Below are 17,845 nucleotides of genomic sequence, written 5' to 3'. Positions count from 1 at the left end.
GGAGTGCGCCCGTAACGAGATAAAGGAATCACGACGAGGGACGAGTCGATGATGACTTATCGACGTGAAGGCGATCGAAGTCCACACGTTTCTAGGAGCCGAAGCTGGACAATAAAAAAGCGGAGGCGACTGTTTAGAAACGGGGGGGAATGGAGTGCGCCCGTAACGAGATAAAGGAATCACGACGAGGGACGAGTCGATGATGACTTATCGACGTGAAGGCGATCGAAGTCCACACGTTTCTAGGAGCCGAAGCTTTTGCAAAAGGGAAAAATGGGAGGTCCATTCCTCCCTTTTTCCTATTCAAATAAAAGAACTGCATTTTAATGGGGAGTGAGCATATTGGAATGGATACAGCAAATTGTTAACGGCATATCACTCGGTAGTATTTATGCATTAATTGCTCTTGGATATACAATGGTTTACGGAATTATAAAATTAATCAACTTTGCTCATGGCGATGTATTTATGATTGGTTCCTTTGTTGGCTTCTATGCCATTGCAGGCTGGGGATTAAGCTTTTTCCCTGCACTTTTATTATCAATGACCATTTGTGCAACTTTAGGTGTAATAATTGAACGAGTTGCTTATAAACGACTACGAAACTCAACACGAATTGCTGCCTTAATTACGGCCATTGGTGTCTCTTTATTAATTGAGTATTTAGTCATCTATTTTCGAGGAGCGCAAGTTGAAGCATACCCTAATGTACTACCATCGAAATCATTCGAGTTATTTGGTGCAAAGTTCGATAGTAAATCGCTATTTATTTTAGGAATCACTGTCATTCTGATGATTCTTCTACAATTTATCGTTCACCGTACAAAAATTGGAAAAGCGATGCGAGCCGTAAGTCATGACCAAGAAGCTGCTCAACTTATGGGGATAAACGTAGACAATACGATATCTGCTACATTTGCCATTGGGTCTGCCTTAGCAGGAGCTGCCGGAGTAATTTTTGGACTCTATTATATAAAAATCAATCCGTTAATGGGAATTATACCAGGCTTAAAAGCATTTATTGCAGCTGTGTTAGGAGGAATTGGTATTATTCCTGGTGCTATGGTTGGAGGATTCATTCTTGGCCTTGTTGAAACAATCGTAAGTGCACTCGGATTTTCCTCGTGGCGAGACGCCGCCGCTTTCATTATCCTAATCCTTATTCTTATATTTAGACCATCGGGCATCTTTGGCAAAAATACACGGGAGAAAGTGTAGGTGGAAACGGATATGAAAAAAAGTAAAAGTTTTTATGGATTCATTGGGCTCGCGGTTATTACCTACTTTGTTGTCCAATTTTTACTCTCTAATGGCTATTTAAACCCATTTTACGAAAATACATTAATTACAATTTTAATTCATATTATGCTAGCTGCCAGCCTTCATTTAGTTATCGGAATTACCGGGCAATTTTCTATCGGACATGCTGGCTTTTTAGCCATTGGAGCTTATATCGCAGCAATTTTTACAATGAAGCTTCAAATGCCGTTTATTGCAGCCTTACTTGTTGCAGGAATCGCCGCGGCTTTAGCTGGATTAATTGTCGGCATCCCAAGCTTGCGTCTACGAGGAGATTATTTAGCGATTGCTACACTAGGTTTTGCTGAGATTATTCGGATTATCTTTTTAAACTGGGATTATGTCGGTGGAGCACGTGGGTTGACGATTACGCGTTTAACTGACTGGAATATCACCTTTATTTGTACATTTATTACCATCCTTGTTATTGCTAATTTTACGAATTCGAGGCACGGTCGAGCATGTATTTCCATTCGTGAAGATGAGATTGCCTCCGATGCAATGGGAATTAATACAACTTATTATAAAGTCGTTGCCTTTGTACTTGGTTCTTTCTTTGCAGGTGTTGCTGGCGGGTTATACGCCCACAACTTTTACATTATTCAGCCAGGAAATTTCGGATTTTTAAAATCATTTGATATATTAATTTTCGTCGTTTTAGGTGGTCTTGGTAGTTTATCTGGAGCAGTTTTATCTGCAATTCTTCTAACCATTGTTTCAACATTTTTACAAGAATATCCTGAAACACGAATGATTATTTATAGTCTCGTCCTCATTATCGTCATGTTGTATCGACCTCAAGGTTTAATGGGTACGAAAGAGATTACACAACTATTCGGCAAGAAAAAAACGTTTAAAGGAGGCAAACAATATGGAAACTTCGAAGGCTAAGCCTCTTTTAGAAGTACAGAATCTTGGTATCCGTTTCGGTGGTTTAAAGGCTGTATCTGATTTTAATATCGATATTCATCGTGGTGAATTAATGGGATTGATTGGCCCAAATGGAGCTGGAAAAACAACAATATTTAATATACTTACAGGAGTTTATGCACCAACTGAAGGACAAATCATCTTTAATGGGGAAAAAATTAGCGGGCTTGCCCCTTATAAAGTCACACGTAAAGGAATTAGTCGTACGTTCCAAAATATTCGATTGTTTAAAGAATTGTCAGTTCTTGATAATGTTAAGATTGCTTATCATACACTAGCTAAGAACAGTATTTTTAGTTCTGTTTTTAGACTTCCTTCCCACTTCAAAAATGAAAAAGAAATGGAAGAGAAAGCAACTGAGTTTTTAAAAATATTTGGGCTCGATCATTTGAAAGATGAAAAAGCGAAAAACCTTCCGTATGGTGGTCAAAGAAGATTGGAAATTGCCCGAGCACTTGCTGCTGACCCAAAGTTATTACTACTAGATGAACCCGCAGCTGGGATGAATCCACAGGAAACAAAAGATTTAATGGAATTAATTGCATTCATTCGTAAAAAATTTAATTTAACTATTTTACTAATTGAACACGATATGAAACTCGTCATGGGAATTTGTGAAAGAATTTTTGTTGTTGATCACGGTCAACTAATTGCACACGGTTCACCTGAAGAAATCCGAACACATCCAAAAGTTATTGAGGCCTACTTAGGTGAAGAGGTTGGTGAAAATCATGCTTAATGTACAAGAGATTAATGTTTTTTACGGGAATATTCAAGCATTAAAAGCTGTGTCCTTAACCGTTGAAGAAGGTGAAATTGTTACTTTAATTGGTGCAAATGGCGCTGGGAAAACAACCCTTTTGAAAACATTATCTGGGTTACTCCGTCCGAAATCAGGCTCCATCCACTATATGGGTGAACCAATTCAATCCAGACCTGTTCAAGGGATTGTGAAAGCAGGTATTTCCCATGTTCCTGAGGGACGACGAGTTTTTGCAAATATGACCGTTGAAGAAAACTTGGAACTAGGCGCTTATTTAAGAAAAGATAAAGGTAATATAAAGCAAGACCTGCTAAAAGTGTATGATTTGTTTCCAAGATTAAATGAACGAAAAAAACAATTATCAGGGACACTATCTGGAGGAGAACAACAGATGTTAGCCATAGGGCGGGCACTAATGACAAAGCCAAAACTATTATTGTTAGACGAACCATCGATGGGGCTTGCTCCACTTTTAGTTAAACAAATTTTTAATATCATTGAAGAGATTAATAAAGATGGTACAACAATATTATTAGTCGAACAAAATGCAAATATGGCCTTATCCATCGCCAACAGAGCTTATGTCATCGAAACCGGTACAGTCGTTTTATCAGGAGATGCGAAAGAAATGCAAAATAGTGACGAAATTAAAGAAGCCTATTTAGGTGGCCTGTAGAGGAAATTGTTAATCCTTACAAAGCATTGGAAGACAAAAGATGAGCGAACATTTAAATAAAGGCAAATCGATTTTGGTAGAACATATCCACCATCGATTTGCCTTTTTATATGTTTGAAACTTCTTTCTTTTTGTCACAAGATTTCCTTCCTAGTTTCTATAACCATCTTGTGTTCCTAGAAACTTACCACGTATTACTTATCTCCTTCACCTTCACTTGGGATGATGATTGAGGGTGTTACTTGGCCACCATTCCCATTTCCATAAAACTGTGGAACATCCCCTTTAATTTCACCAGATGCAAGTAAAACATTACGTGGAATCATTTTAATTTCTGAGGTAAACGGGACAAGCATTTGTATACCAACTTTCATATGTAGCCGAATTTCGAACCAAGTACTATTAATTTGATGTTCTTTTGTCACAGTCTCGATATCATATTCTATATCCCCTATCGCTCTAAATTCAACAGGAATTTCTGGTCCAAGGTTTGCAAGTAATAGATTATCAGTTATTCGACCAAGTGGTACACTGAACTTAATCCCTTCATTAGTACTTGGTTCGACTTTTTCCACTTCTCCATCTGTTGCAGCAATCGGCATGATGCCTTCTCCATGTTCCATTGAATTAATATTGTTTAAAATTCGATTCGTAATACGGTTGGCCGCATCCTCAATTTTTGCATGATTGAAGGTAGTTAAAGTAGAACTACCATATGGATCTACTTGAATAATTCCATTTAAATCAAGCCCTTTATCAATTTCTTCACGAATCGATTTATTAATAACATACGTTGCTAAATTGACCGATTGAGATTCGGCATAAGCAAGTATTGTTGGTCGAATTGCACTGTTAACAATCCATAATCCAAGTGAAGTTGAAAAAATAAAAAAAACAAATGATAATAACAAGACATATCGCAATGGTAACGGTTTTGAATGATAAGGCTTATGTGATTTATATGGCTTATACACGTTCTTTCGTTTAAACTTCAAAAATGGGTGAAAACGACGGGGGTAACGGCGAAATTTGACCAAAAAAATCCCTCCTTACTGTAAAATGTATGCTTGCAAGAAGGGATTTAACGCTATATTTATAAATTATTTTACATCAACAATAATGCATCTTTACCGAGCATTCCTTTTTTAATGCCTCGGTTTTCGGCTTCAATCGTTACTGATTCGAGTGGCGCATTTAATAATTCATCAATTGTTTTTACACCAACTGCACGCCCAGCAATTATTTTCCGGTCTTTTAATCGTTCATTAAGTAAACTTACATCTAAAGCACCACACATAATATAGCCATCATCACTCATGACAACGAGTAATGTCGTCTTTGGAATTTTCGCTTCAAAGGCAATAAAAGTTCGATTTTCGATTGTTAAAGGTTTGACCTCAATCACATTGCTCGCCCCTTTCTATATTAACTTATGTTAAAAGAGACAGTTTGTGATTGAATCTTCACCTTTTAGAATATGGAGAAATTAGAAAATGCTAACGAATAATTGGATAACGTTTTATTAATTTCCATTGCAAAATATCACGTAAAAACTCTGGTAAAAAGAATTCTTTTTCTGCACGAACAACTTCTGGATAAAATCGCGCAAAGGTAAACATATCTAATGTTGCAACACGATAAATTTGATCGGTCAATAAGTCTTCCCCATTAATTTTTATTTTAATGGAAGAGCCTTTTCCGGATATATCAATTTTGTCATAAATAATTTTTCCAAATATGCTCCCGCGAAAACCGAAACCTTTCACTTCAAGCGTTGTGTACTTGTCATCAATCGTTTGAACAACCAATTCTTTTAACTGGGTGCCGTTCAGTTTAACAGCAACAGGATTTATCGGATGTGGACAAATTCGATGTATGTCATATTTCGTAACTGCACCAGGACCTAAACTGTCTAGTAACACACCTGCATTTAAAAAGGAACAATCTGCATGGCACCATTCCGTTAATGAAGAACATAACAGTTGGTTTAATTCTGTTTCTTGAAACCAATCTGTTTCCAACTTTTGCGGTAAATAAGCGATAGGATTTTCAAGTAGTCGTTTCCCTTCCTTTATTAAAACATCATCAAACTGCTCTTCATCCCTAACCTCTGGAAGCTGGCTAGACGGAATAAGTTTTGCTTCCTTATCTATTGTTTTGTTTTTCGTATCAAACTGTATTTCAACGACCCCTAAGTTCATGCCATATTTCCCTGTGCAACAAAGGAGGCAATCATTAACAAGCTTTCCTTCTGGTAATATATGATGGGTATGAGCTCCTAAAATAACATCAATTTCAGCAAACTGTTCAGCCATTCGTTCATCATCAGACAAACCGAGATGGGATAAAATGACAAGAATATCCACTTGTTCGCGAACAAGTGGAACCCACTTTTCAAGTTCTTGAAAAGGATTGGCGGCAACCCATTGTAACGGTTCATAAAAATTTGTGAAATTAATTGTTACTCCGATTACACCGATCTTTGTATGATTATTCGTTTCATATATGACATAAGGTTTAGCCCACGCAGGACATTTTCCATCGTTGTCAAAGAGGTTTGCTACGATACAATCGAATTTTGCATCATCATAGAGATGAACGAGATCGTCATGTGATAAAGTAATACCTTCATTATTTCCTATCGTAACTGCATCATACCCTGCTTCGTTAAGTAGTTTCACATTCCCTTTTCCAAGGGTTGCTTCTGTATAAGGATGAAAACGATCTAAATGGTCTCCAATATCGAAAATGAACATCGTTTCACTATTTTTCGCATGTATTGCCCTTTTCCGTTGTACTTCTTGTTGAATTCTTGGCCAATATTGAAAATGACTATGTACATCATTTGTGTGATAAAAAAATATCTTTTCTTTCATGTTTTTCCCTCGATAACTATTATTCTTAAGGGTCTATCCGCCCAACTCGCCATTTATAAATTCTATCATTTTAACATCACAATATCCACCAATTGAAAAACGGCCTCTCGGTTTATGTGAATGATCTTGTTGACTGAAGCGGACCCATCAGTTGTAAAAGGAACCATTCGATTTGTATTTTTATTCTTACGGGTTTTGCCATGAGGACTTAAGAAAATCCACCAATTCAAAAAGGAACCATTCAATTTGTGTATTTAATCTTACGGGAGTTACCATAGGAACTTATGCAAACCCACCAATTCAAAAAAGGACCTTCGATTTGTGTATTTCATTACCACCATCGAGAAGCCCCTTATTGTTTGAATTATTTTCTATTAAAAACCTTGTACTGATTACTTCTCCTTACTGTGAATGAAGATTTCAGCAATGTTTATATTACTCTTACTTTAATAACCCCATGAATCTGTAAAATTTGATTCTTTAACTCATTTTGAACTTGAATCGATATATCTTCGTCAATATCAATCATTGTGTAAGCAATGGATCCTCTACTACCGTTCACCATGTTTGCAATATTCATTCCGTGATTGGCAAGATAAGCAGTAATTTGGCCAACCATATTGGGGATATTTTTATGAATGATTGTTAACCGTTTGTTGCCAAAATATGGCATACTTAAGTTTGGCAAATTAACGGAATTTTGGATATTCCCCGTCTCTAAATAATCTTTTATTTGTTTTGCTGCCATGTAAGCACAATTTTCTTCTGCTTCGGTTGTTGAAGCACCTAAATGTGGAAGAACAAGTGCATTCTTCATTGTTAAAATCCGTTCGGTTGGAAAGTCGGTAACATAGCCTGCAATTTTTCTCTCTTGTAGGGCAATTTCTAAATCATCTTCGTTTACCAATTCACCACGAGAAAAATTAAATATATATACATTGTCTTTCATTATATTAAACGTTTCTATATTTAACATCCCGTTTGTTTTATCCGTTAATGGTACATGTATCGTAATATAGTCACATGTTTGAAAAACTTCCTCGATATTTTCTGCACGTTTTACATTACGAGACAATTGCCATGCAGCATTTACGGATATAAATGGATCATATGCCATTACTTCCATCCCGAGACCTTGAGCATCATTAGCAACAAGCACACCAATTTGCCCAACACCAATTACACCTAGTTTTTTACCGGAAATTTCTGTCCCGACAAATTGTTTTTTTCCTGCTTCGACTAATTTCGGAATAGCCTCTCCTTCACCTATTAATGTTTTTGTCCAGTTCACAGCATTCACTAAATGACGTGATGTGGCGATTAAACTCATCAACAATAACTCTTTTACCGCATTCGCATTCGCACCAGGTGTATTAAATACAACAACACCATCTTCTGTTAGACGTTCAATTGGAATATTATTTACCCCAGCTCCAGCACGTGCAATCGCCTGAACGGAACTTGGTATTTCTTCATCATGTAAGTTATAACTACGTAATAAAATTGCATCTGGGTAATCACTTCTATTAATCTCATAATCTTCCTTAAATACATCAAGCCCTCTTTGCGCAATAGCATTGTATGTTCGAATTGAATACATTGAAACGCCAACCCCTTATTGATATTTTCGTTCAAAATCTTTTATGAAATCAACTAACGCCTGAACTCCTTCTACGGGCATGGAATTATAAATACTTGCCCGCATTCCTCCGACAGAACGATGTCCTTTTAACTGATGTAATCCCTCTCGCTCAGCTTCTTTAACAAATCGTTTATTTAACTCATCTGAATCAGTCATAAACGGAATATTCATCAATGACCGATCAACTTTATTCACTTTTGAATAAAATAATTTCGATTCGTCAATTGCGTTATAAAGGAGTGCCGATTTTGTAATGTTTTCCTCTTCAATAGCTGGAACACCACCACGTTCTTTTAACCATTCTAACAAAAGCATCGTCATGTAAATGGCAAATGTCGGTGGTGTATTATATAATGAATTATTTTTTGCATACGTTTCATAATTAAGCATTGTTGGGATATTAGTTGTTGCTTGGTTAAGTAAATCTTCACGAATAATAACAATCGTTAACCCTGAAATCCCTAAGTTTTTCTGTGCTCCGGCATAAATAAGACCAAATTTGGAAACATCCCATTGTTCTGATAATATATTCGACGACGCATCAGCAATTAACGGCACATTACCAGTACTAGGGATTTCTATATATCTCGTCCCTTCAATGGTATTGTTTGTTGTAATATGAACATAGTTTGTTTGATCATTAAATTGATTTACATTTAGTTCAGGAATATATGTGAAGTTTTTATCATCAGAAGAAGCAAGTATTCTTGTATCCCCTACTTTTTTTGCCTCTGCGATAGCCTTTTTCGACCATGAACCAGTATTCACATAGTATGCGTGACCATTTTCTTTCAGTAGATTCATAGGCACCATCGAAAATTGTAACGAAGCTCCACCTTGAATAAACAATACTTTATAATTATCTGGAATGGCCATAAGTTCCCGAAGCAATGTTTCCGCCGACTCAATAATTGCTGTGAAATCTGAAGAACGATGACTCATTTCCATTACAGACATCCCTTTACCTCTATAAGATAAAAGTTCTTTCTGAGCGCGCTCTAACACAGACTCTGGTAGTTGGGCAGGACCAGCTGAAAAATTAAATACTCTTCCCACGATTAATCCCCTTTTCTCTGATAAAAGTGTAATTTAATAAAATATAGTATAGCATAAATGTTAATAATTTAGTACTATAATCAGAAAAATATTCGGATTTTCTTCAAGTTTTTTATTAAAACAGGAAGATTTGTAACATAAAATGTGTAAATGACAAAAAGCTTACAAACTCAACTTATTTCTGTCATCAAACCTTAAATGAGGCTGAGAGTAAAAAATGGCCCTATTGTTGAAGTTTCGTGGTTTACTGTCGAACATTTGCCTGTCAGCTATCAAGTATCTTGGCACTTACTCGGGTTGGAGCAATTAACGGCTTGCTAGCACGCATAAATAAAAAAGACCCTCAAGGTAGATTTATTTAAAACAAATTACCCTAGAGGTCTATTATTATCGAGAGGAAAAAGTTAAATATTTGGAAGATTTACCATCTTATTGATTCAATATGTTATCCGTTTCGTATATCTTTTATTATTCCAGTCGTCACATGAATGATAGTTACTACCCCAAAGAAAACTGTAAAAAGATTATACCAGGGTGTTTCATAAAATGAGAAATACCTTTGAAATAATTCTAGTCCCACAATATTTTCAAGAAATGTTCCATCAATGCTTCTCATATTAGGTCCGTACCCAGTTATCTCTACAAAATTGATGTACAACTGAGAAACTATAAATGCTAAGAATGTATGAAACCAACTGCGTTTATATAATGGACGTTTTATTTGTGCTTTCTCCATTTATACTTTCTCCCCTCCCTACTATTCTCAACCTTTTTAATTCTAAACATTTTTGGTTTTAATTTAAAAAAATTAATTATACAAAGCATTATGAAACATGATTATCGCAATAATTGCTTAAAAATGAAACTAAAGTAGTTGGAATTATTGTGATAGTTGTTATTGTTGGCCCTATTTGTGGTTGTACCTCTGAATTATCATTTAGTTTTTGCAATTCTAATACCTTTTTCATTATTATTCCTCCATTTTCTTATTTATACTGTTTTTTCGTGCTAACTTTTCACACATTATTTTATTTAATCCTTATATAAATTAATATTCTTTACGTGCAACAATCATACAAGCAACTAAATATGAAATTATCAAGAGAAAAATAGATACCAAGAAAAAAACAATTGAGAATATCATATCAGCATTTCTATTTTCAGCTAGTATCATTTTAGCTAACATAGCTAGAAAAAAAAATACTCCAAAGGAAAAACAAAGGCTATACAATATAATGGAATCAGACTTTTCAATTCCTAGTTTATATGTCATTGGGTATAACAATGCAGCTACACAAATTATCAATCCCATTCCTCTTAACAGATGGTTATAATATACCAATGTAAAAGTAGGATAATATAAAATATCAACGGCAAAAAACAATATCAAGCTTAAAAGCAAACTTAAAATAAGTAAAATCAAAAATGTAATATATTTACTTTGAACTATTTGAGTTCTTGTTACTGGAAGAGTAATCATAAACTTTTCCCATCCTGATTTTACATCATATTTTAGTACCTCAAATGATTTTACTGGAATGATTAAAAACGGTAAAAAAACAGCTACCTTAAATGCAATAACGTTTTTTGTTAGTATAAGGAATATGACACATGCAACAGAAAAAATTATAGAGCTTTTAATGTCCCTTTGAATAGAATAAATATCGTTTAAAATTAACCCTTTCATAATCTCTCCCCTTTCATTAGTAATAATGTTATTTCATTTAGGGAAGTTTCTTTTTGTAAAATATGATTAGGGAGATTTTCTTTATTTGAAATAAGCACTTCTATTAGTGAATCACTTTTATACATATAAGCAAATGTGATATCCCTAAAATTATTTAAATCGTCTACATTACACTCTATAATTGAAAATTTACTTAGTAAATCATTTTTGCTAATTTTTAATATTATCTCTCCATTCTTCATGAATAAAAGATAATCTGCTATTTTTTCTATATCGCTAGTAATATGTGATGATAGCAAGATTGAACTTTGGTTATCTTTTACATAATCTAATAATAAGCTCAAAACCTTTTCCCTGCTAACAGGATCCAGGCCGGATGTTGCTTCATCTAATAATAACAATTTTGCACCATGAGAAAGAGCTACAGCAATAGATAACTTCATGGACATACCTCTGGAAAGTCTTCCTACTAATCCATTTTTAGGCAATGAAAATAAGTCTATATAATAAAAAAACTTTTCTTTATCCCATTGTTTATAAATATTATTAAGAACATGTGATAACTGTGTAATACTTATATTGTGGGTAAAATTCATATTATCAAAAACGACACCTATACTTTCCCTGACACCAATATCATTGTGTGGTTCCTCCTTCTCAAAAATCTTAATATTTCCGCTATCCCTTTTTAAGGAATCTAAAATAGTTCCTATTGTTGTAGTTTTCCCAGCACCATTTTCTCCAATAAAACCAACAATTGAACCTTTAGGGATATTAAATGATATATCTTTTAGATGAAACTCCGAATGAGGGTATTTTTTTGATAAGTTATAAACCTCCAATATGTACTCCACTCTTTTCCCCCCTTCTAAGTAAGTAGGAAAAGGTTTATAAATGAACCTTTTCCTGAATTAAATATTATATCTATAATATATGATATCCCTGAATGTCTTACCAATATGTTAAGTTCTTAATAGTACCTTTATATTACCTACAGTTGTTACTAATAGTTGATGTTCCAATAAGTGTCGTAAAGATTGTATACCATTTTGCTGGCTCTACTTCAGAACCTTCATTCAGTTGTTGAAGTTCTAATACATCTTTCATGAATGCCACCTCCTAATTAAATATTATTCTAAATTACTTCCCACAGTTGTTACTAATAGTTGATGTTCCAATAAGCGTCGTAAAGATTGTATACCATTTTGCTGGCTCTACTTCAGAACCTTCATTCAGTTGTTGAAGTTCTAATACATCTTTCATGACTATCACCTCCTTTCAGGTGAATCTGTTGGTAGACATTCACTTAGCAATGATTACTGATAGTAGAAGTTGTGACTAATAGGGTTACACTTGTAAACCACCAACCCGCTGTCTCTACTTCTGGATCCTCATTTAATTTCTGAAGTTCTAATACACTTTCCACTTTCTCACCACCTTTCAGTTCTAATATATTAATAGTTCTCATTGATTAAATTGAAAAATTGAACAAATGGTATCTCGAGGATTCCAAATATTCAATTGTTAGGCGCTTAATTATTTATCTAAGAATGTTTGGATGTTATTTGTTTAATAATAACTCCTCTTTCGCAAATTTAGTTTTTTCAAGAAACCCACTAGTATTTATAATTGGTAACCAATACATTGGATTTGACAACTCAATAGATTTCAATCCCAATATTATCCCTGCACTTCCAGAGTAATAATCGTCTGCCAATCGATAACAAAAATTGCCTGGAAATAAGATTTGATTATCTTTATGAATTAGAAATAATTCGAGTTTTCTAAACACTAGTTCTATATGATATTCTCTTTTTTCATCACTTTCTTCAATTATTGATGGGATTAATAAAAAGCTACCAACCCCGTCAAATAGACCTCCACTAAAAGTGCATCTAACTTTATTTAGATTAATTATTTGTTTTAATTCTTCTTCAAACAACTTACCATCACTTACATAATTCAAATACCAAATAGCAACTCCTATACCTATTGACCCACCAGATAAATAAGGTAATACACGATGATTATCCTCATCGAATGTTTGTAAAGTATTAGTTTCTTCATCTACCTTACAATTCTCTAAATCTCTCTCTATATACTCTATTGATTTTAAGTAATAATCATTTTTCTTAGTTACTGAATATAAAGCTGCATAAAATAATGATACTCCTGACCAACCATCAATTAATCCAATAGGCACGGCTGACCAATCTGTAACAGATAAATTATTATTTTCCTTTATAACATTTTCAATATAAACAGATATATTTTCAGCTAAAACCAAATACTCTTCCCATTTTTCTTCTAAAAATAGACTTATGAACGAAATTCCAATCCCTGCTAAACCCGATCTTAAAGATATATCTCTTAAATTTGTATATGATAGTTCTTGGAATATTTGTATTGCATCATCTTTATAGCCTAGCTCATATAATGTCGAAGCAACACCTGATTTGCCTGTAAATAATCCACTTTCCTCCAGGGAATCGAGGTTTCTAAGTAAAACATTTTCAATCCATTCATTTATTTGCCCATTGATGTTTCCCGACCTAGCAAGGGCTAAAGCAGCTCCAGAACCACCCGTAAAAACATTTAACTTTCCACCTGACATTTCAAATTGACGTACATCTCCATGGATTAAGGAACTATTGGGTAAAAGATTATATTCTATACTGTTTCTTAATCCTTCTATAACTGTATGTATATTTCTTCTTCTCGGAGTTTTCCTGATATAGTTATCTACCTTCTCTTTAGTTTCAGATAAATATTTATCGCATAATCTTTCTATACCAACTACATAATCATAAACTTCTGTTCCGAATTCTTCTTCTATCCACCTGTCATGTACACTTTTTATACTTTCTTCAATATCAGATATAGGTCCTATAGGTAAAATACAGAACCTTAAAATTTTCTTGACTGCATACCAATCGCGTTCCTTATGATTTTTATTTTTATCATTAGTAAAACCAATGGTTTGTAAAGCACCCTGTTCTTCAATATCAATTTTTGCTGCTGACTCAAAGTCAATGATTTTTAAATCTAAATTAGGTGTAATCATTATATTTAATGGTTGCAGATCCCCCATACCCACATCTTTACTATGCATTAATTTGACCGTATTAATTAAGCTATTGATTATCCTTTTTACCTTCTCGATATATACATCTTTATCATTTTCAATGTTGAATGGATAGTTTACCGCACACCACGATTGTAGAGTTAAACCCTCTACAAATTCTTCTACTAGAAATACATGTTTCCAAGTTTTGAAATAATCGAGAATATTAACCACACCTTCAACATCTTTAAGCCTACTCAATGCTTTATACTCAATATTTAACCTATCAATAGCATCTTTATATTGACCGTCTAACCCTACTTTTGGTCTACCTTCTTTTATTACTACTTTCCTTTGATCTGAGTTCCTTACTCCTACGTATATCCCACCTCCATTATTAAATCTAAGTACACCTTGGAATGTGTAATCCTTAAACTTTTGATTTGTTTCTTCATCTAATTGATTATTTATTGAATCCAAATATTTATCGAAATCACTAACGAATTCAGGGACTTTATAATATGGTTTTCTATTATCTGGTATTAACTCCTCTTTATCGTTCTTTATACAAAGCTCTCCTTTTTCATTGTAAATATTTATAAAAGCACCATATCGATAATATATATTACTATCCTTCCAACATTTATCATTCAAAATATATGGTCCATTTTCATATACTTTTAATTTCTCATAAAGTTCATTAAGCAATTGGATAAACTTCCCATCTGTTGGGGGGTATATCGCAATAAATTTTCCAGAAGATGTTCTATCTCCATGTTTTGAATTTAAATTGAATAAAGTTTGTTTATCCTTAATATGTTTAAAATCTATTTTATGTTTAAAAACTATTTTACTTACGGTTTCTAAAATCTCCTGGGCATTATTCATCGTTGCACTTATATGTATTTTCCATCCCTGTTCTTTGATCTTTTTGTCTGTATTGCGATAATATTTCCATGGTGAATTTTTCTCTACATTTATTTCGAAATCAACTGGTACAGTATCTATTATGTATGGGTCGCTTGTAATATTAGATCCTTTTTCTATATAATAGTTGGAATCATTACTCATATGTTTAAAATAAACTAATTTTTTCTCCATGTTATTTACTCCTAATGTACAATTTTATATTTTACGACTAACTGTTAGCCTGTAATAATTCCTTATGAGTTTGTTCTTTAAACTGTTGTTCACAAAATTGATTATATAATTTATGACTTCGTTTCAAATCCCAATGATTTCCTTGTCCCGTCACTTCTCCGTTTTCCATAAAAATAATATTATCAGCACTTACAACAGTTGATAACCTATGAGCTATAATAATAGAAGTTCTACCCTTAATAATTTTTTTCATTGCTGCATGAACTATTTCTTCTGAATTACTATCAAGACTTGAAGTCGCTTCATCTAAAAAGATAATTTTTGGATCCTTGAGAAACATTCTTGCTATGGCTATTCTTTGCCGCTGTCCTCCCGATAGATTTAATCCTCTTTCACCTATGTTTGTATCTAAACCATTAGTTAAATTCTTTATAAATTCCCAAGCGTAGGCCTGTTTGCATGCTTCTATTATTTTCTCATCACTGGGTAATTCTTTTAAACCAAAAATAAGGTTTTCTCTTATACTTCCACTTATTAAACTATATTCTTGTGAAATATAACCTATTTGGTTACGCCATGAATTCAAGGAATAAGTTTCTATATCATCATTACCAATATAAATCCTTCCACTAGTTGGTTTGTAGTATCTCTCTAAAAGGGAAACAATTGTTGTTTTCCCACTACCACTTGGTCCTACTAGTGCATTTGTACTTCCACCTTTGATAGTTAAATTAATATTTTTCAGAGAGAACGCTTCAGCATCTCCGCTGTAATGAAAATTTAAATCTTTTATTACTAAATCCCTAGTTGTCATAGTTAAATCTTTACCAACACTTTGATCTTCTTCAACTTCAGATAATAATTGCGTAATTCTTTCTGTCGCACCAATAGTTTTTTGTAATTGTGTAAAGAATAACCCAAAATTGGTAATAGGCCCTATGATATAAAATATTAGCGTTAGAAATGCAATAAATGTTCCTGGTGTCAAACTTCCATTAGCTAATTTAACTCCCCCATATCCAATAATAGTGACAATAATAACCATCATAATCAAATTTATTACAGGGTTTACTATAACCATCCATTTATTCTGTTTTAAGCTAACATTCCGTAGATTTTCAACATCCTCGATTCCTTTGTCAATTTGAAATTCTTCTGCTGTGGAAGCCTTAACCAATTTAATTACAGATATTGTTTCGACTGCCCTTACGTTTAATTTTCCTGTTAAAGTCTGTGTCATTTTAGATAACTTAGATAAAACCTTTCCAAGAGGTATAAAAACGAGTAAATAAACAGGTATTGCAACAATAATTATCATTGTCAATTGCCAATCATAATAAAACAGCCAAAAACCGCAAAATAAAACCATTAATATAGCATTAACAAATTGTGAGAATGAGTTACTTACCAAGTTGTAGATTACCGAGGTGTCATTCACAAATCTACTAGCTATATCCGCTGAACGATTCTTGTCATAAAAGTCAATTGGTAATTTAACAATCTTCCTCCATATTAAACCTCTTAGATTTGCTACAACATTAAGCCCGACAACACTTAACATATAACTACCAATTGCCCCAATAATTGCGCTACCTATGAATATTCCTAGTAACCCCAATAGAATATTTGAATTAATACCATTAGCAATAGTATAAGAATCTATTAAACTCTTTAAATAATGTGGTACTAAAGTAGATGAAACTGCACTTATTGCACTTAAAATCATTGCTTGTACAAATAACTTTATATTTGGTTTAGTTTTTCTTACTAATGATAAAAAGTTCTTCCAATTACTAGTGTCTTTAGTCATTTTTCTCACCTTTACATTTTCCCAATATTCCGTATATTTAGGATATTAATATACCTTACACACTATTTTCAAGTAAATAATTGTTATAAACTTATACCTTGATGTATTATCTCCGAAGTATATTTTTCTGTGATTCCATAAAGTTGTCTTTTTGAAGTATATTCTCGTTGTGGTTACGTGAAGTTGTCTTTTTGAAGTATATTCTTGTTGTGATTCCATGAAGTTGTTTTTTAAAGTAAATTTTCGTGGGATTTCCATAACGTTGTTTTTTTGAACTATTCATTGGTGAATTTTTTAAAATTGTGTGGATATTGAGTTTAAATAAAATAAATATTTGCCTTAAAGTTAATTCTATTTTTACACTTATTACAATTTCCACTAATATAATCACATAATCTATAATAAAAAGTCAATACATTACACGACCAAAAATTACAAGAAATTTAAAAATAGAACTTTAGTACGTTAAACATCTAAATATTTAGTCACGAATTCACATTATATTTATTCCTAGTTTAATCTATTTGACAAACAAATTACCAAGTTATTTATGAAATCTGGGTATTTTTATTTTTGTTTAACCTCTCTGTATCCATGGTACTAGCCTATCAACCTGCATTTCACTTAGTAAAGGGTATATAAATAATCTAACTCTCAATATTTTGTATTGACTGAATTATTCAAAACAACTTATAGTAATGTTGTTATGATTTTATTAATCTACTAAATTGATAAGGGGGATAGACTATAATTAGGATTTAAAGTATTTAGTAAAAAAGAAGGTAATGTCAAAAGTTCTATGAAAAACGGATTAGCAAACAAGATTTATTCCGAAATAAGGTGGAGAACCGTCGCCATTTGCCCTTGACAAACACGCCGATGGTTTAAGTTAGGTGTAACAAGGGCGAAGGGAACTAAATTAAGGCATGACAAATACGCCC

18 protein-coding genes are annotated in these 17,845 nt (G+C 33.3%); 4 read left to right on the top strand and 14 right to left on the bottom strand.

Annotated features, from left to right (window positions below; genetic code table 11):
- The first annotated feature begins 342 nt into the window (after window positions 1-342).
- The 4 genes from BN2144_RS09155 to BN2144_RS09140 are packed head-to-tail and all read left to right on the top strand — an operon-like array spanning window position 343 to window position 3,668.
- A complete protein-coding gene (locus tag BN2144_RS09155; protein ID WP_033827980.1) occupies window positions 343-1,218 on the top strand; it encodes a branched-chain amino acid ABC transporter permease in 876 nt (291 codons plus the stop codon).
- A gap of 12 nt (window positions 1,219-1,230) precedes the next feature.
- Window positions 1,231-2,190: a branched-chain amino acid ABC transporter permease gene (locus tag BN2144_RS09150; protein ID WP_033827983.1), complete on the top strand. Its 960-nt coding sequence runs from the start codon at window positions 1,231-1,233 to the stop codon at window positions 2,188-2,190.
- On the top strand, window positions 2,171-2,968 hold the full coding sequence (locus BN2144_RS09145; protein ID WP_033827979.1) for an ABC transporter ATP-binding protein: 798 nt from the start codon (window positions 2,171-2,173) through the stop codon (window positions 2,966-2,968). The genes BN2144_RS09150 and BN2144_RS09145 overlap by 20 nt, the downstream gene beginning before the upstream one ends.
- Window positions 2,961-3,668: an ABC transporter ATP-binding protein gene (locus tag BN2144_RS09140; RefSeq protein ID WP_033827982.1), complete on the top strand. Its 708-nt coding sequence runs from the start codon at window positions 2,961-2,963 to the stop codon at window positions 3,666-3,668. Before BN2144_RS09145 ends, BN2144_RS09140 begins: the two co-directional genes overlap by 8 nt.
- A 194-nt stretch (window positions 3,669-3,862) precedes the next feature.
- Here BN2144_RS09140 and yunB read toward each other — a convergent pair whose 3' ends face one another.
- From yunB to BN2144_RS09090, 14 genes are all read right to left on the bottom strand, one after another.
- Window positions 3,863-4,705, bottom strand: a complete 843-nt coding sequence (gene yunB, locus BN2144_RS09135; RefSeq protein ID WP_050632272.1) for a sporulation protein YunB — start codon at window positions 4,703-4,705, stop codon at window positions 3,863-3,865.
- Window positions 4,706-4,773: 68 nt separating this feature from the next.
- Window positions 4,774-5,073, bottom strand: coding sequence for a YunC family protein (locus BN2144_RS09130; RefSeq protein WP_033827978.1), 300 nt, complete (start codon window positions 5,071-5,073; stop codon window positions 4,774-4,776).
- 91 nt (window positions 5,074-5,164) lie between these two features.
- A complete protein-coding gene (locus BN2144_RS09125) occupies window positions 5,165-6,544 on the bottom strand; it encodes a bifunctional metallophosphatase/5'-nucleotidase (protein ID WP_033827977.1) in 1,380 nt (459 codons plus the stop codon).
- A 430-nt stretch (window positions 6,545-6,974) separates the two neighbouring features.
- Entirely contained in the window at window positions 6,975-8,144 is a 1,170-nt protein-coding gene (locus BN2144_RS09120; protein ID WP_033827976.1) for a phosphoglycerate dehydrogenase, read from the bottom strand.
- Between the two features lie 15 nt (window positions 8,145-8,159).
- Entirely contained in the window at window positions 8,160-9,242 is a 1,083-nt protein-coding gene (gene serC / locus BN2144_RS09115; RefSeq protein WP_033827975.1) for a 3-phosphoserine/phosphohydroxythreonine transaminase, read from the bottom strand.
- A gap of 445 nt (window positions 9,243-9,687) precedes the next feature.
- Complete coding sequence (locus BN2144_RS09110) at window positions 9,688-9,978, bottom strand: YfzA family protein (RefSeq protein WP_033827974.1); 291 nt, start codon at window positions 9,976-9,978, stop codon at window positions 9,688-9,690.
- Between the two features lie 88 nt (window positions 9,979-10,066).
- Window positions 10,067-10,210 carry a class III lanthipeptide gene (locus BN2144_RS19920; RefSeq protein ID WP_154665507.1) on the bottom strand — a complete coding sequence of 48 codons (144 nt, stop codon included), beginning with the start codon at window positions 10,208-10,210 and terminating at the stop codon, window positions 10,067-10,069.
- An 80-nt stretch (window positions 10,211-10,290) separates the two neighbouring features.
- Window positions 10,291-10,929: an ABC-2 transporter permease gene (locus tag BN2144_RS09105; RefSeq protein ID WP_033827973.1), complete on the bottom strand. Its 639-nt coding sequence runs from the start codon at window positions 10,927-10,929 to the stop codon at window positions 10,291-10,293.
- The gene (locus BN2144_RS09100) at window positions 10,926-11,783 is read right to left on the bottom strand and encodes an ABC transporter ATP-binding protein (protein ID WP_033827972.1); all 858 of its coding nucleotides are present in this window, start codon (window positions 11,781-11,783) and stop codon (window positions 10,926-10,928) included. Before BN2144_RS09100 ends, BN2144_RS09105 begins: the two co-directional genes overlap by 4 nt.
- Window positions 11,784-11,916: 133 nt before the next feature.
- Entirely contained in the window at window positions 11,917-12,036 is a 120-nt protein-coding gene (locus tag BN2144_RS20100) for a class III lanthipeptide (RefSeq protein WP_187366995.1), read from the bottom strand.
- A gap of 33 nt (window positions 12,037-12,069) precedes the next feature.
- Window positions 12,070-12,192, bottom strand: a complete 123-nt coding sequence (locus BN2144_RS20095) for a class III lanthipeptide (RefSeq protein ID WP_187366994.1) — start codon at window positions 12,190-12,192, stop codon at window positions 12,070-12,072.
- Between the two features lie 43 nt (window positions 12,193-12,235).
- Window positions 12,236-12,397: a class III lanthipeptide gene (locus BN2144_RS19915; RefSeq protein ID WP_154665506.1), complete on the bottom strand. Its 162-nt coding sequence runs from the start codon at window positions 12,395-12,397 to the stop codon at window positions 12,236-12,238.
- Between the two features lie 93 nt (window positions 12,398-12,490).
- Entirely contained in the window at window positions 12,491-15,094 is a 2,604-nt protein-coding gene (gene lanKC / locus BN2144_RS09095; RefSeq protein ID WP_033827971.1) for a class III lanthionine synthetase LanKC, read from the bottom strand.
- Between the two features lie 37 nt (window positions 15,095-15,131).
- Complete coding sequence (locus BN2144_RS09090; RefSeq protein ID WP_033827970.1) at window positions 15,132-16,904, bottom strand: ABC transporter ATP-binding protein; 1,773 nt, start codon at window positions 16,902-16,904, stop codon at window positions 15,132-15,134.
- Between the last annotated feature and the right edge of the window lie 941 nt (window positions 16,905-17,845).

The sequence above is a fragment of the Bacillus andreraoultii genome (assembly GCF_001244735.1).
In the GTDB taxonomy this organism is placed as follows: domain Bacteria; phylum Bacillota; class Bacilli; order Bacillales; family Caldibacillaceae; genus Caldifermentibacillus; species Caldifermentibacillus andreraoultii.
Note: the sequence above shows the minus strand (reverse complement) of the source record. Positions and strands in the feature narration are given on the sequence as shown.